Source organism: Jiangella asiatica (assembly GCF_004349065.1).
Classification (GTDB): domain Bacteria; phylum Actinomycetota; class Actinomycetes; order Jiangellales; family Jiangellaceae; genus Jiangella; species Jiangella asiatica.
Genome location: NZ_SMKZ01000026.1, coordinates 48,490 through 63,484, shown reverse-complemented (window position 1 = coordinate 63,484; position 14,995 = coordinate 48,490). Strand labels below are relative to the sequence as shown.

Sequence of the window (14,995 nt, the reverse complement as noted above, 5' to 3'; positions counted from 1 at the left end):
TGTCGTGGCGGTCAGTGCTGGGCGTCGAAGCGGCCGTCGATGACGGTCCAGCCGGCATCGACCGGGAGATTGGTGCCGGTGATGTACGAGGCGGCGTCCGAGGCCAGGAAGGCCACGGCGGCGGCCACCTCGTCGGCGCTGCCCCAGCGTCCGAGGATGGTGTGTTCGTCGTAGGCCTTCAGCACGTCCGGCCGGTCGCGCAGTGGCCGCGTCAGTGGCGTGTCGATGACACCCGGAGCGATCGTGTTCACCCGCACGCCGGACAGCCCGACCTCGCTGGCGAGCCCGCGCACCAGCTGCTGGATCGCCGCCTTCGTGGAGGCGTACACGGCCAGACCCGGCTCGACCAGGTTGGCGCGCATCGAGGAGCAGGCGACGAGGCTGCCCGAGCCCTGGGCCACCATCACCTCGCTGGCTTGCTTGAGGAAGTCGAACGTGCCCTTGAGGTTCAGCCGGACGATCCGGTCGAACTCCTCCTCGGTGTACGTGGCGACCCGCTTGCGGATGTTGATGCCCGGCGTGGTGACGCCGATGTCGAGGCGTCCGTAGGTGTCGACCGCGGTCGCGACCGCTGCGCGCACCTCGTCGGTGCGGGTGAGGTCGGCGCGGACGGACAGCGCCGTGCCGCCCTCGTCCGCGATGCGCCGGGCGGTCGCGGTGACGCCCTCGCCGTCGATGTCCGCACAGACCACCCTCGCGCCCATGCCGGCGAGGAAGCGGGCCGATGCCTCGCCGAGGCCGGACGCGGCTCCCATCACGACGGCGATCCGCCCGGTGAGGTCGAACAGGTCGCGGTAACGCGACGCCATCAGCCGTTGCCCCCTTGGGTGTCGGGGAAGGTGGGGTCGACGAGCGCGAGCAGCACAGCCGTGTCGAGGACGAGGGTGGGGATGAGCCTGGTCCGGAACAGCGCGAGGATCTGCGCTGGGCCCTCGGTCTGGACGGCCGTCGACGCAGGCATGCCCAACGTCTCGGCAGCCGCCATCGCGCGGCCGGCGAGCGCGGTCTTCGCCGGACGGTAAGCCGGGCTGAGGATGCGGTCATAGAGCACCGGGGCGGCACCGAGGAGGAACTCGGGCCACCGGCCCAGGCCTCGGTACACGCTCAGGACGCGCGGATGGCCGTGCAGCTCCGTCACCCGGCGGTAGACGGATTCCAGGGCAGCGTCGCCGGCGCCGGCTGCTGCCGGCGCCGGCGCAACGGACCCGCGCGAGGCCGGCACCGGCGGACCGGGACGCGACTGGTCGACGCCATCGGCCGACTGGTACCACGCCGAGGCCAGCAGGAGGAGCTGCGGCAACAGGCGTTGCTGCCCCCATAAATGCTCGCGCAGGGCGTCGAGGTCATCGGTCTGGCCGGCCAGACCGGCATCGGCAGCGGGAAGCAGGGACTGTGGGACGGTTATCTGGTCCAGTGCCGCCCGGTACCCGTCGGTTTCCATGAGTGGTGCGTAGGCACGCCACGCGCCGATCAGGAACTCGCCCCAATGAGCGAGCGCGGTGAAGATCGGGCTGACGAAGGAGACGCCGAGGCGGCCGGGGATCTCACCGAGAACTGCACGGACCTGCGGGTCGTCCGAGGGCTCGGCGGGCAGCGCCACCAGTGCGTGCGCTCCGCGCTCTGCGCGCGCGGCTTCATCCGGGTCGAACGTGGCGCCCGTGTCCGGACCGTCACCTGTATGCCGTTGAAGTGCCATGACGTCGCTGTCACTTTCTCTTCGGTGTCGGGATGAAGTCTCTCGCCCACGTAACGCTCTGTCAATAATCCTGGATCTTATTCAGATAGTTGACAATCGTGCATCCGTTCCCCAGACTCTCCCTACGCTGCCGACGCCGGTCGCGTCGGGTCGTCTCCGGGACCGCGACACCATCGCGGGCTGTGCGATACACCGGCACAGCGCCGCACAGATGAAGCCCGGACGACCGCCGAAGATCCGGCGTGGACGGCCCTCGGGGCAACACCGCGCCACGCGACGCCCTGGCATTCGGTCCGTTTCCGAAAGGTGGTACGACAATGACGTCCGCGACCAGGACGAGAATCAGGACGAGGGCACGGCGCGCGGCGGGTCCGGCCTTCCTTGCCGGGGCTCTGGCGCTCGCCACCGCCTGCGGCGGCGGCACCGGCACCTCCGGCGAGGGCGGTGGTTCCCAGCTGCGCGCGGCCTGGTGGGGCGGCGAGGCACGAGCCGAGCGGTTCGATCAGATCGTCGACGGCTACGAGGCACAGCTCGACGGAGAAGTCACGTTCAAGACCGAGTTCGCCGGCTTCGACCAGTACTGGCCGAGGATGTCCACCCAGGCGGCCGGCAAGAACCTCCCCGACGTCATGTTCATCACCGAGCGGCAGATCGCCGACTTTGCGCCCGCCCTGCTCGACCTGCAGTCCTACGTCGACAGCGGTGAACTGGACCTGAGCAGCTTCAGCGACACCTATATCGAGAGCGGAAAGTACGACGACGAGCTCAAGATGATGCCCGTCGGCGCGACCTACCCGACGGTCCAGTACAACCAGGTGCTCTTCGAGGAGGCCGGGATTCCGGTACCGGAGGGTGACTGGACGTGGGAGGACTTCAAGGACACGGCGGTCCAGCTCACGCAGAAGCTCGGTGACGGACGGTGGGGCGCTCAGGACAGCGGCGGCATCGGCACCCTGTTCGAGAACTTCCTGCTCCAGCGCGAGAAGTCCCTCTTCGAGGGCAGCGAACTGAACTTCGACGTCCAGGACCTCGAAGACTGGCTCCAGCTCTGGGAGGACCTGCGGCAGGCCGGCGCCACTCCCCCCGGCGACGTCACGGTCGAGACCAGCTCACTCACCTTCGAGAGCTCTCTGTTCGGGACCGACAAGGTGGCGATGTTCTACACCAGCCACAACCAGCTGCCGAACTTCCAGGGCTTCATGGACGCACCCTTGGGTCTCGCGCCCGCGCCGCAGGGAGGCACCAAGAACGTTCTGATGATCATCGGCACCTTCATGTCGGTCTCCGCGGACACCAGCAACCCGGAGGCCGCCGTCGGCCTGTTGAACCACTGGGTCAACGATTCCGAGGCCATCGACCTGTTCGGCGCCGAATTCGGTTCACCGGCGTCGCAGCTGGTGTCCGACCAGATCTCCGAAGGCGCCGACGAGGCGCTCACGGCCCTCCTGGAGTACGGGCACGAGGCCGAGAAGATCGCCGAGCTCGGCTCGCCCCGGCCGCGGGGTGGCCAGGAGGTCGAGACGATCATCGCCAGCGCCAACGAGAACGTCGCGTCGGGCGCCATGACCCCGACCGAGGCCGCGGAGACAGCCTACGCCGACGCCGAAGCGGCCATCGGCTGAAGCAGAGCCACGGGAGCGGCGAGACGTTCGGGACAGCCAAGACCGGCGATCGCTCCGTCGTATATCCCCACGAGCTGTCCCCGACGAGAACGACATGAGGAGCACCGTGAGCGAACCCAGGGAAACGTTCGATGCCGACGACCTTCGTGAGCTGCACCGGATGATGGCGGTCCTGCGGTTCCTCGAAGAACGCGTCAAGGAACTGCGGCTGGCCGAGGAGGTCCGGGGCTCGGTGCACTTGGCGCTCGGGCAGGAAGCGGTCGCAGTGGGCGCCTGCGCGGCGCTCGCACCGATCGACACCCTGACGGCCACCTACCGCGGGCACGGCTGGGCCGCGGCCAAGGGCGTGCCGGTGGTCGCCATCCTGGCCGAGTTGCTGGGTAAGGAGATCGGGACCAACGGCGGCCGCGGTGGCTCGGCGTACCTGTCGTCAGCGGACCACCTGTTCCTCGGGGAGAACAGCATCGTGGGTGCGGGCGCGCCCATCGCGCTGGGCCCGGCGCTGGCCAGTCGCTACGACGGCTCGGGCCGGGTATCGCTGACAGTGTTCGGCGACGGCGCCATCAACCAGGGCTCGGTGAGCGAGGCGTTCAACTTCGCCGCTGCCTTCGCCCTTCCTGTCGTGTTCGTGTGCGAGAACAACGGGCTCTCCGAGCTCACCCGGATCGACGAGATGGTTGCCGACGACCAGCTGTGGCGACGCGCCGGCGGTTTCGGTTTGCCCGGCGTGCGCATCGACGGCAACGATCCCGTGGCGGTCCGGACCGCCGTCCGGGAGGCGGTGGAGCGAGCCCGCGCCGGCGGCGGCCCCTCTCTGGTCGAGGCGATGACCGAACGGATAGCCGGCCACTACATCGGTGACCACGAGCTGTACCGACGTCCTGGCGAGGTGGAAGCCGCCCTGACCAGGGAGCCGCTCGTCCGGTCGCGTCAGCGGCTACGGGAGCTCGGGGTGTCCGACGCCGACGTCGACGACGTCGAGCGGGGCGCGCGCGACGAGGTCGACGCGGCCACGGCGACCGCGCGAGACGCCGAGCTGAGCCAGTCGTCCACCGTCAGGGAGCACATGTATGTCGATCACTGAGCACAACGAGCATCGTCCGGTCACCGCGGAGACCGCCGACCTGAGCTACGTCCTGGCCGTCAACGCCGCCCTGCGCCGTGCCCTGGACGAGGTTCCCGAGGTGATTCTCTACGGTGAGGACGTCGCGAAGGGTGGCGGTATCTTCGGCGCCACCCGAGGACTTGCCAGCGCCTTCGGTGATCGGGTCTTCGACACGCCGATCAGCGAGAGCGCCATTCTCGGTAGCGCACTGGGAGCGGCCATGCTGGGGCGCCGCCCGGTCGTCGAGATCATGTGGATCGACTTCGCGCTCGTCGCGCTCGACCAGATCGTCAACCAGATCGCGAACACCGCGTACGTGTCCCGGGGCCGATGGCGGGCCCCTCTCGTGATCAGGACCCAGCAGGGCCACCTGCCCGGGGCATGCGCTCAGCACGCGCAGAACCTCGAAGCCATGTTCGCCCACACACCAGGGCTGCGCGTCGGGCTGCCGTACACCACGCAGGACGCCTACGACATGCTGCTGTCCGCCGTGCACTGCGACGACCCTGTGCTCATCATCGAGAACCGCAGCCTGTACTTCCGGGAGCGCGTACCGGTCGCCGTGAACGGCCCGGTGCAGCCCATCGGCGCCGCGGCGGTCCGGCGCGCCGGCAGCGACGCGACCGTGGTCGCCTGGTCCGCCGTTCTCGCCGAGGTTCTGGCCGCTGCCGACGAGCTCTCCGGCGAGGGTATCGAGATCGAGGTCATCGATCTGCGTTGGCTCAACCCCCTGGACGAGGCCACCGTGTTCGCCAGCGTGCGCAAGACCTCACGCTTCGCCGTCGTGCACGAGGCGAACCTCACCGGAGGGTTCGGCGGCGAGCTGGTGGCCAGGGTGGCCGAGCGGTGCCTGGGCGACCTCGACGCGGCACCGAGGCGGGTCGCAACCCCGGACCTGCGCATCCCGGCGGCCCCGCACCTGCAGCAGGCCGTGATCCCGCAGGTGGCCGACATCACGGCGAGCCTGCGGCAGCTCGTCAGCGAGTAGCGGGCGGTCGACCCGCCCAGACGTCCGTGACCAGCGGCACGCCGGGTCGGTAGGCCAGGTGCACGTACGACGGCGCGTCGAGCAGCACCAGGTCGGCTCGGGAGCCCGGAGCCAGCCGGCCCACATCGGTGCGCCGCAGTGCCGCCGCGCCGCCGGCGGTGGCCGCCCACAGCGCCTCCGCCGGGGTCATCCGCATCTCGCGAACGGCCAGCGCGATGCAGAACGGCATTGAGGAGGTGTAACAGGACCCCGGGTTGCAATCGGTGGCGAGGGCGACGGTGACGCCGGCGGCGAGGAGGCGGCGGGCGTCGGGGTAGGGCGAACGGGTCGAGAACTCCACCCCCGGCAGCAGCGTGGCCACTGTCGCGGAGTCGGCCAGCGCCGCGACGTCGACGTCGTCCAGGTGGGTGCAGTGGTCGGCGCTGGCCGCACCCAGCTCGCAGGCCAGCTGGACGCCGGGACCAGGGCCGAGCTGGTTGGCATGGACCCGGGCCCCCAAACCCCGGGCCAGCCCGGCGGTGAGCACGGCCCTGGCGGCGTCGGAGTCGAACGCGCCGTCCTCGCAGAAGACGTCGATCCAGCGGGCGTACGGGCCACAGGCGTCGAGCATCGGCCCGGTGACCAGGTCGACGTAGGCGGAAGGGTCGTCGGCGTACTCCGGCGGCACGACGTGCGCGCCGAGGAACGTCGTCTCGTCGGTGTGCGCGCGCGCCAGCGCGAGTGCCCGGGACTCGTCGTGCACGGTCAGCCCGTAACCGCTCTTGATCTCGACCGTGGTGGTGCCCTGCCGGCGCAGCTCGGCGACCAGGCGGGCGAGGTTGGCCGCCAGCACCTCGTCGGGTGCGTCCCGGGTCGCGGCGACGGTGGTGCGGATACCGCCGGCGGCGTAGGGCTGGCCGCTCATCCGGGCGGTGAACTCGGCCGCGCGGTCACCGGCGAAGACCAGGTGGGCGTGGCTGTCGACGAAGCCGGGGACCACGCAGCGACCGCCGGCGTCGAGGCGGACGTCGGCGGCGGGCGCCTGCGCCGACGGGCCGGCCCAGCTCACCGTGCCGCGGGCATCGACGACCAGCGCGGCGTCGGCGAGCTGCCCCAGCGCGGAGCCGTCGCCGAGGGTGGGGTCATTGGTGACCAGCAGACCGATCCGGTCGAGCAGTGTGGTGACCACGGGCAGGTGGACCGCAGCGCGGGATGGGCGCGAGCGCCGCGGGTCAGGTGCCGCGCGGGGCCAGCACGCCCCACGTCACGAGCTTCTCGCGCAGCTCCGCCGGCGGGATCTCGTAGAGCAGTGCCGCGAGCGAGATGTCCTCGGCCCGGATGGTCAGAACCGGGCTGCCGAAGTCGTTGCGCTGGCGCTGGATCGAGGCCACGAAGGTGGCCAGCCGCTCGGCCTCGGGCGGCGCGTTGCGTAGCGCGTCGAGGTCGATGACCAGCTTCCCCTCTTGCGCCGGGATCCTGGACCGTGCGCCGTCGGAGACGAGCGTGTCGACCGGTACACCGTAGAACTCCGCGAGCTCGGCGATGCGGCGGATCGATGCGACCCGGTCGCCGCGCTCGTACGAGCCGACCACGACCGCGCGCAACCGGCCACCGGACTTCTCCTCCACAGCCTGCAGCGACAGCCGCCGGCGCTTGCGCAGCGCCCGCAGCCGCGCGCCCACGACCTTAGCGAAGTCCTCCTCGGTCGAGTCCGGACTGCCGTCGTTCATCGTCGAGCTCCCCAAGGTGCCTCGTCCTCCGTACTGATTCGCCCTCACCAGCACGCCTGCGCCGCGCCCCCCTTGGCAGGCCCCGGATACGTACCCGGGACAATCCAGAGAATACCGGGCAATCGTCGCCTATTGATCACCGACTGTCCGCTACCTGTTCAGCCCGCATGCTAGGTGTTTCGCAAGGCAAAGGCCAACGTTTGTCTCACTCGTCACGCCATCCGCAGCGGAACGCCGGGATTCCGCGCCTGCTCCAGAACCACCTGTGCCGGCAGCGGTTTCGACATGAAGAAGCCCTGCGCCCGGTAGCAACCCAGGTCCAGCAGGGTCGTCACCGCGGCCGGATCCTCCACCCCCTCCGCGACTGTCGTCAGGTTGAACGCCTCGGCCAGCCGGACGATCGCGGCGACGATGGCGCGATCCCCGCTGCTCTCGGCCAGCGCCGAGACGAAACTGCGGTCGATCTTCAGGATGTCGACCGGCAGCTGCTTGAGCTGGGCCAGCGAGCTGTAACCGGTGCCGAAGTCGTCGATGGCCAGCGTGACGCCGAGGCCGCGAAGCCCGTTGAGCGTGGCCTGCACGTCGTCGAGCTCACGCATCACCGTGCCCTCGGTGATCTCGATGCCCAGCTCGGCCGGCGCCAGGCCGTACCTGCTCAGCAACGTGGCGACGAACCCGACGAAGTCCGCGCTGATCAGCTCTCCGGCGGAGATGTTGACCCGCACGACCGGCGGCGGCACCGACGATGTGCTCTTCCAGACCGACAGCTGCCGGCAGGCCTCCTCCAGAACCCAGCGGCCCAGCTCCGCCGCGAGGTTGATCTCCTCCACGACGGAGACGAACGACTCCGCGGCGAGCAGTCCGCGCTCGGGGTGCTGCCAGCGCACCAGCGCCTCGACCGCCGTCAGCCGCCCGTCGCGCAGGTCGAACTCGGGCTGGAAGTACAACCGCATCTGGTTGTCGCTGATGGCGGTGCGCAGCCGTAGTTCGAGATCAGCTCGGTTGAGCAGCTTGGACCGCAGCTCGTCGTTGAACGTGACCACGGAGTCACCACCCCGATCCTTCGCCTCCAGGAGAGCGACATCGGCATTGCTCAGCAGCTCATCGGCGGTGCTGGCGATGTCGCCGCTGACCACCAGGCCGATGCTGGCGCTACGGCTGATCGAGTGCCCGCCCACCTCGAGCGGCTCGGCCACCCGGTCGAGGATGCGCCGGGCGGCCCGCTCGGCGGCTGCGACCGAGCCTATGCCGTGGAGCACGATGACGAATTCGTCGCCGGCCAGCCGGGCGACCACGTCGTGCGGCCGCACCGACTCGCGCAGCCGCTGCGCCACCTGCCGGATGAAGCTGTCGCCGATGGCGTGGCCGAGGACGTCGTTGACGGTCTTGAGCCGATCCATGTCCGCGAACAGCACCGCCAGCGGAGCCTGCGGGTCATTGGTCAGCACGGTGCTCAGGTGCTCGACGAAGGCCCGGCGGTTCCACAGGCCGGTCAGCTCGTCGTGGTACGCCTGGTGGTGGAGGCTCTCCTCGGCCGTGACCCGCCCGTCGAGCTGCACGAACAGCGAGGCGATGGCGCGCAGCGCACGAACCTCGGCACGGGTCCAGATGCGGTCGCCGAAATGGATGAGACCGAGCACGCCACGGGTGACGTCACCCTCGATCAGGGGGACGGTGGCCATTGACACCTCGGGGACGCCCGAGCCCGCTTCGACCCGTTCCTGGTAGTCGTGCTGGCCGTCGCCGGGGCGGAGGATGAACGGCTCGCGCAAGTCCTTGATCATGGCGAAGATGGGATCGTCGGTGTCCCACGGCACCTCGCCCAGCGGGTCGGGGTCGGGGATGTGCTCCCGGCGCGGCCACTCGTCGATGAGGATGCTGGCCCGCTTCTCCGGGTCGTTGTGCCGCAGGACGCACGTGTCGGCGCCGAAGTAGCGGCCGAGCTCGCCCAGCACCCGGTGGGTGGTCTCGGCCCGGTCGGTGGTGGAGACGCCCATCAGCTCGGAGGCGACATAAGTGACGAGCGCGTCGAGGCGGCCGTACTGGCCGGGCACCTCACCGGCCTCCATGACGGCGGCGCACAACGCGCCCGCCATCGCCAGCAGCGTGCGGTCGTTGGCGCGCCACGGACGGTCGAGGCCGCGGACCAGGCACACCGCTCCGTGGAAGTCGTGATAGCTCAGCCCGGTGGCGAGCAGCTGGTGGCCGACGGTCTGATCGGTCTCGACCACGCCGTCGTCGCCGTGCTGGACGACCCGGGCGGTGATGCCGCGGATCGCCTCGCGCATCTCGGTCAACGCACTGCCCGACACCCCGGCCGTCGTCGCGCTCCCCCAGGACACCAGCGGCATGCCGCCCCCGACGGCCAGCACGTCGGCGGAGATGCTGTCCGTGGCCTCTGCCAACGCTTTCAGCAGGGGCTGGATGGTCTCGGGGTCCATCTTCATAGGTCGGTCTCCGTGGCCCTCAACGCGTCCGTACGGTTCGGTCTGCAGGCAGGCGGCGGCTTCGGACGCTGATCGACGGAGCGTATCCGATACGCATCACGAGGGCGATGGCCCGGTCGGTCGTTCCGCTCAGATCGGCGAATACCCGGCGAAGCTGCCGTAAACGCGGCGCGTATCGCGGTGACAGCTCCTCGTAGTCGGAGTCGTCCACGGCGAAGATGAACACCGGCGACATCGCCTGCACCGCCAAGCCGTGCCGTTCGGCCTCGATCCAGACGCGCTCGACGGCCTGCCCGGCACGGACGTAGTCGGCTGGCCGGGTGCCGTCGGCGGTCACCACCACCAGCCCGGCGGCCCCGCCGACGCGGTCGCGGGTCGGCTCCCCTAGCGCCCGGCCCAGATCCTGCTCGGCCAGCACGCCCATCACGTCCGCGCGCCGCGCCACCGCCAGCTTCGCCAGGTCGGAGTCGTCGAGCTCGAGCGTCCGCACGTCCAGGCCCCACGCCAGGTCGTCGGTGCCGGGCCAGCGCAGCTCGCGCATCATCTCGCGGTGCAGGTGCGGGGTGAGGTAGCGCAGCCGGTCCGACTCGCCCATCAGCTCGCCCAGCTCGGTGAGCGTGTCGCGGTCGGTGACCACGACCGCGTCGCCGCCCTCCGCCCGGGCCACCCGCACCAGCGCCGGCGCCACGTCGCCGGGTAGTGCTCCGGGCCGGTTGAGGTGTCGGTTGGACACCCGGTCGAGCATCGACTCGTAGAGTCCGGCCAGCTCCTGCGGGGCATCGCCGCCGAAGCGCAGCCGCGCCGCCGGTGCGTCGTCGTCGGCGCCGTCCGGCCGGCCCGCGCGAGCCCCGCCGCCCGGAAAGATCTCGACCACGCCCAGGAGGCCGTGCCGGGCCGCGGCGACCCTGGCGTTGAACAGCGCCGCGCCGATGGCCACGTAGCTGCCGCGGAACGCGACGTCGAGGGTCGAGGTCTGCGCCGGGTCGAGCAGGATGTCCAGACCGGTCTCGTCGACTGCGAAGCGCCACGGTTGGGTGTTGCCGCCCGACGGTGCCATCCGTGCGGCGTGCGCCACGGCGTCCCAGGCCCCCGCCGGTGGCTGCTCCGGCGCGACCTCGCGCGCGGCGGCGGAGACCAGGTCCGGCGGCCGGGGCGGCTCGGCGACCTTGCCGAGCAGCGCCTCGACATCCACCCGCACCCGGCCCGACGGCAGCGCCCGGCCGAGACCGAGCGCCCGGACCGCGGCGGCCACCGTCGCCGCGCCGAGGCTGACGTCTCCGCCCAGCTGCGGCCAGGTGCTCAGCGTCTCGTCGACCTCGGTCATCGAGGCGGCCATGACCGCGGTGAGCTCGTCGGGTTCCAGGACCCGCAGGACGTAGGGGACCTTGTCGTGCGTCGACAGGCCGATCAACCGCTTCGGCTCGACATCGCCGAGCAGGCCGTGGAACATCGGCCGGTCCGGCTCCAGGTCGTACCGTTCGATGTCCAGCAGGCCGCGCTCGTTGGTCTCCATGACCAGCGGCACCCCGTGCCGGCGCGCGGCGTCGCGCACGGCGACCTTGAGGTCGAACGCGTCACACTCCTCGACCACGATGTCCAGGCCGGTCATGAACGCGTCGGCGGTGTCCAGGTCCAGGCCACGCGGCTCGATCTCGACGTCGATGTATGGGTCGAGCTCGGCGATGCGGCGGGCGAGCACGACCGCCTTGTTGAGGCCGAGGTCGAAGACCGTGCCCGGGATGCGGTTGAGGTTCGACAGCTCGATGTGGTCGAAGTCGGCCAGCCGGATGCGTCCGCAGACGCCCTCGAGCGCCAGCGTGTGTGCGATGGCGTGGCCGACGCTCAGCCCGACCACTCCGATCGTGAGCTCGCGCAGGCGTCGCTGCTCCTCGGCGGTGATCTTGTTGCGGTTGCGGTCGGACCGCAGCGCCTGGAAGCCGCCCGGACCGAGAACGTGCACGACGGCTCGCCGCCACGGGTAGTGGTACCAGCGGCTGGGCTCGTCGAGGTGGGCAGGAACCGGCGACGGCAGCATCCGGGCCAGGTCGCGCCGCTGCTGGTCGATCGTGTCGATGACAGCGACCCCCGGATTGCGGCGCAGGTCGGCCAGCTTCTCGGGATCGTCGACGTGGACCGGTCGCCACGCTGCTTCTGGGGCAGGGTCCTCCGTCATGGGCGCGCCTCGGGGTCCCGCCCGAGGGCTTGCCGGCGCTCGGCCTCGTACAGCTCCCGCTGCTCCGGCGCGCACAGCTCCGGCGACCCATCGACGTGCCACCAGAGGAACGTGGTGCGGTACCGCTCGTCCGGGTAGGTCGCGAGGACGAGGCCGTCGAGCGACCGCGCACCGGACTGTCCCCAGCGCGGCGCGGCGTGCTCGGCCGCCGTCCCGAACGCGTAGGCCACCCCGACGACGTGCAGGGCGTGCAGGTACGAGCGGGCCAGCAGGTCGGCCAGCGCGGACTTGTGTTCAGAGGCGGGGTCGACCCAGGCGCCCTTCATCTCCATGACACCGGTGTCGAGCACGCCGTCGATCCAGTCGGCCACCATCGCCGCCGAGTACGGCTGACTGGCGAACTCCGACGGCGCATGCGCGCTCGTGACGGAGTCGAGGCGGCCGTTGGTGTACCAGCCGCCCCGCACCACGCCATCGTCGTCCGAGGCGACGGCGTAGAAGGGGCCGGGCGAGTCCGCCGTGGCCGGCGGGATCTTGAGTGCGCTCTCGACCCGGTAGCGCTGATAGGTCCGCCTGGCGCCCGCGACGTACTCGTCCCAGAGGTCGAACCGGCGCGCGGGGGTGTAGAAGCGCAGCCAGGTCTGGGACGGCTCGTCACGGAACTGGTACAGCGCGGAGGTCTCTGCGCGCGGGTGAGCGGCGGTACTGCGGGGGCCGATACTCGTCATCAGATCAACACCTAGCTTCACGGCTCCGTCCGGTCTGTGATCTCTGTACCGTATGCGCCGTTCATGCTCTAGATGTTCCATAATGCCCGACCGCGGCGCGAAGAAGACGCCGAAATGGAGAACGCGACGGGTGCCTGCCCCCCAACAGACCCGCCGCGCCTCCACCAATGCGGCGACGAGACCAGCCCGCGGAAACCCGTCGCCGCCCCGTTTGGAACGTGGTGCGCACGTCCCCGGACGCGCGCACCACGTTCCCTTTTCACGGCACGGCCTGTGCAGGGCGGAGGGCCGTACCGGTCCAGGGTCACGGCCGAAGCCGTGATACGCACCACGTGCCTCGGTGAACCCCGAGGTTGCCGCGACTACTCACGACGTCCCCGTCCCTCGTGGCTATCCAATCCTTTCGAATTGGGGCCGAGACACGTAATTGCCGGTGCGAATGGTTAGAGAATAGACAGCGGAAAGGGATCGCGCAACAACTACTTTGCGTCACAAAAAGTAACTCAGAGTAGCGGTCAAGCGGGTGACACACAGTGATCAACACCTCACTCTACGTCACGTTTTACCAACACCGTCGCTCAGCGTGACGGAACGGCGCCTAGTCCGCCGAGTCGAATAACAGCGGCCCGAGAAGTAATGCCGACAACCCCGAGCGGGCGCCTTTCAACGGCGCTTTTGGAATTGCACGAGCGGCACAGCCTGCGAGTTCTGTCGGCCGTGGGCGGCGTGACGCATCGGAGACCCCGTCCTTGCCGCGCGTCAACGAAGCGGTAAGACTCTCCCTGTATGTCTGGTTCCCCGGCCACCTATCGTGACGTCTTCGCAGCCACGGAGTTCCGCTGGCTGTGGCTCGCGCACGCGCTCTCGGTGATCGGCGACCAGCTGGCCAGGGTGGCGCTCACGCTGCTGGTGTTCGATCGCACGGAGTCCGCCGGGCTCGCGGCGCTCACGTACGCCCTGACCTACCTGCCCGATCTGGTCGGCGGTGCCACCCTGGCCGGACTGGCCGATCGCTACCCGCGCCGAGATGTGATGGTCGTCACCGACCTCGCGCGGGCCGCACTAGTGGTGGTGATGGCCGTCCCGGTCGTCCCGCTCGCCGGACAGGTGGCTCTGCTCGCGCTGGTCCAGTTGCTCGCGGCTCCATTCTCGGCCGCCCGGCAGGCCGCGCTGGCCGACATGCTGGTCGGCGACCGGCTCACGCTCGGGCTGGGCGTCATCTCCATCACCTACCAGGCCGGGCTCGTGGCCGGGTTCGGCGCAGGTGCGGCGCTGGTGGCCGAGCTCGGCACGTCCACCGCACTGGTGATCAACGCCATGACGTTCGTGGTGTCGGCCGCCCTGATCGCCTACGGGCTGAACGCGCACCGCCCCCGGGAGTCCCTGCCTGGGGACGCCGACGACCTCGATGGCGTGCCGCCCGGCGGGCAGTGGCAGACCATCCGGGCCGGCTGGCGCGTGGTGGCCCACGACGCGCGGCTACGGACCCTGCTGGCCATCGCCTGCTGCTCGGGCTTCTACGTCGTGCCCGAAGGGCTCGCCGTGCCGTACGCCGGGCAGATCGACGCCGGCACCGTCGCCGTCGGCTGGCTGCTGGCCGCCAACCCCGTCGGAACGGTCATCGGCATGCTGCTGCTGCGACGCTTCCGGCCCGACCGCCGGCTGGCGCTCATGGGACCGCTCGCCATCGCGACGAGCGCGGTCCTGCTGCCGTCCGGGTGGGCACCCGGGCTGGCCGTCTCGGTCGTCCTGTGGACGCTCAGCGGCGTGTTCTCGGCGCACGACATGATCACCCAGTCCGCCTACGTCGCGTCGGTACCCGCACACCGGCGCGGTCAGGCGGTCGGTGTCGCCATCGCCGCGCTGCGGGCAGCGCAGGGTCTGGCCATCGTGCTCGCCGGTATCGCGGCCCAGTTCCTGGCACCGTCGGCGATCATCGCCGCCGCGGCTGCTCTCGGCACCGTGGCGGCAGCGGTCGCCACCGTCAGGTGGCGACGCGCGGCCTCGTCCCCCACTCTGTCCATCCCGCCGGACGAGGCCGATGACCTACGCGCCCAGCCGTGATTTGCCGGGCCTCGATCGAATGTCACTCGCTCCAGTTGGTGTCGCGCATCGCGGGCACCTCCTTCTGCTTCCTCGCGGTCACGGACGCCCCCGGTCACGCTCAGCCGTTCCAGTTCGTGTCACGCATCGCCGGCGCCCCCTCTCTTCACCTCGTGCCCATCGACGATCTCCTGACGTCTCAGCCGTTCCAGTTCGTGTCACGCATCGCCGGCACCTCCTTCGCCGCTCGAACCGTCGCCACCAGGTCTCACCGTCACGTCCAGTTGCTGTCGCGCATCGAGCACACCTCCCGTCACCGCTCGAGCCTTACCGTGCCCACTCCTCGCTCACGTCCAGTTGCTGTCACGCATGACGACACACCTCCCTGCCGCTTCCCCTTCCGGCCGGCGGCCAACCGATGTCCGTATGCACCAGTTAGGTCCGATTGCGCTTTCATTCTCCCCATCATCAGGAAGCACCCTGC

General features: G+C 70.2%; 11 protein-coding genes. 4 read left to right on the top strand and 7 right to left on the bottom strand.

Annotated elements, in window-relative coordinates:
- Positions 1-11: 11 nt before the first annotated feature.
- Both E1269_RS18260 and E1269_RS18255 read right to left on the bottom strand, forming a co-directional pair.
- A complete protein-coding gene (locus tag E1269_RS18260; protein ID WP_131897105.1) occupies positions 12-809 on the bottom strand; it encodes an SDR family NAD(P)-dependent oxidoreductase in 798 nt (265 codons plus the stop codon).
- Complete coding sequence (locus E1269_RS18255; protein ID WP_131897103.1) at positions 809-1,696, bottom strand: hypothetical protein; 888 nt, start codon at positions 1,694-1,696, stop codon at positions 809-811. The genes E1269_RS18260 and E1269_RS18255 overlap by 1 nt, the downstream gene beginning before the upstream one ends.
- A gap of 317 nt (positions 1,697-2,013) precedes the next feature.
- On the opposite strand from E1269_RS18255, the gene E1269_RS18250 reads away from it, so the two are divergent.
- From E1269_RS18250 to E1269_RS18240, 3 genes are all read left to right on the top strand, one after another.
- Positions 2,014-3,318 carry an ABC transporter substrate-binding protein gene (locus E1269_RS18250; protein WP_131897101.1) on the top strand — a complete coding sequence of 435 codons (1,305 nt, stop codon included), beginning with the start codon at positions 2,014-2,016 and terminating at the stop codon, positions 3,316-3,318.
- A gap of 106 nt (positions 3,319-3,424) precedes the next feature.
- Positions 3,425-4,402 (top strand): thiamine pyrophosphate-dependent dehydrogenase E1 component subunit alpha, encoded by a 978-nt coding sequence (locus tag E1269_RS18245; protein ID WP_239000947.1) that lies wholly within the window; start codon positions 3,425-3,427, stop codon positions 4,400-4,402.
- Positions 4,389-5,411: an alpha-ketoacid dehydrogenase subunit beta gene (locus tag E1269_RS18240; protein WP_131897097.1), complete on the top strand. Its 1,023-nt coding sequence runs from the start codon at positions 4,389-4,391 to the stop codon at positions 5,409-5,411. Before E1269_RS18245 ends, E1269_RS18240 begins: the two co-directional genes overlap by 14 nt.
- On the opposite strand, the gene hutI is transcribed toward E1269_RS18240, so the two are convergent.
- From hutI to E1269_RS18215, 5 genes are all read right to left on the bottom strand, one after another.
- Positions 5,401-6,579, bottom strand: a complete 1,179-nt coding sequence (gene hutI, locus E1269_RS18235; protein WP_131897095.1) for an imidazolonepropionase — start codon at positions 6,577-6,579, stop codon at positions 5,401-5,403. The two genes, E1269_RS18240 and hutI, sit on opposite strands and share 11 nt — an antisense overlap.
- A 43-nt stretch (positions 6,580-6,622) precedes the next feature.
- The gene (locus E1269_RS18230) at positions 6,623-7,120 is read right to left on the bottom strand and encodes a helix-turn-helix domain-containing protein (protein WP_131897093.1); all 498 of its coding nucleotides are present in this window, start codon (positions 7,118-7,120) and stop codon (positions 6,623-6,625) included.
- A 212-nt stretch (positions 7,121-7,332) separates the two neighbouring features.
- On the bottom strand, positions 7,333-9,567 hold the full coding sequence (locus E1269_RS18225; protein WP_131897091.1) for a putative bifunctional diguanylate cyclase/phosphodiesterase: 2,235 nt from the start codon (positions 9,565-9,567) through the stop codon (positions 7,333-7,335).
- Between the two features lie 19 nt (positions 9,568-9,586).
- The gene (locus tag E1269_RS18220; protein ID WP_131897089.1) at positions 9,587-11,740 is read right to left on the bottom strand and encodes an Rv1355c family protein; all 2,154 of its coding nucleotides are present in this window, start codon (positions 11,738-11,740) and stop codon (positions 9,587-9,589) included.
- Complete coding sequence (locus tag E1269_RS18215) at positions 11,737-12,468, bottom strand: hypothetical protein (RefSeq protein WP_131897087.1); 732 nt, start codon at positions 12,466-12,468, stop codon at positions 11,737-11,739. The genes E1269_RS18220 and E1269_RS18215 overlap by 4 nt, the downstream gene beginning before the upstream one ends.
- A 786-nt stretch (positions 12,469-13,254) precedes the next feature.
- Between E1269_RS18215 and E1269_RS18210 the strand changes: the two genes are divergently transcribed.
- Entirely contained in the window at positions 13,255-14,532 is a 1,278-nt protein-coding gene (locus E1269_RS18210) for an MFS transporter (protein WP_131897085.1), read from the top strand.
- The last annotated feature ends 463 nt before the right edge of the window (positions 14,533-14,995 follow it).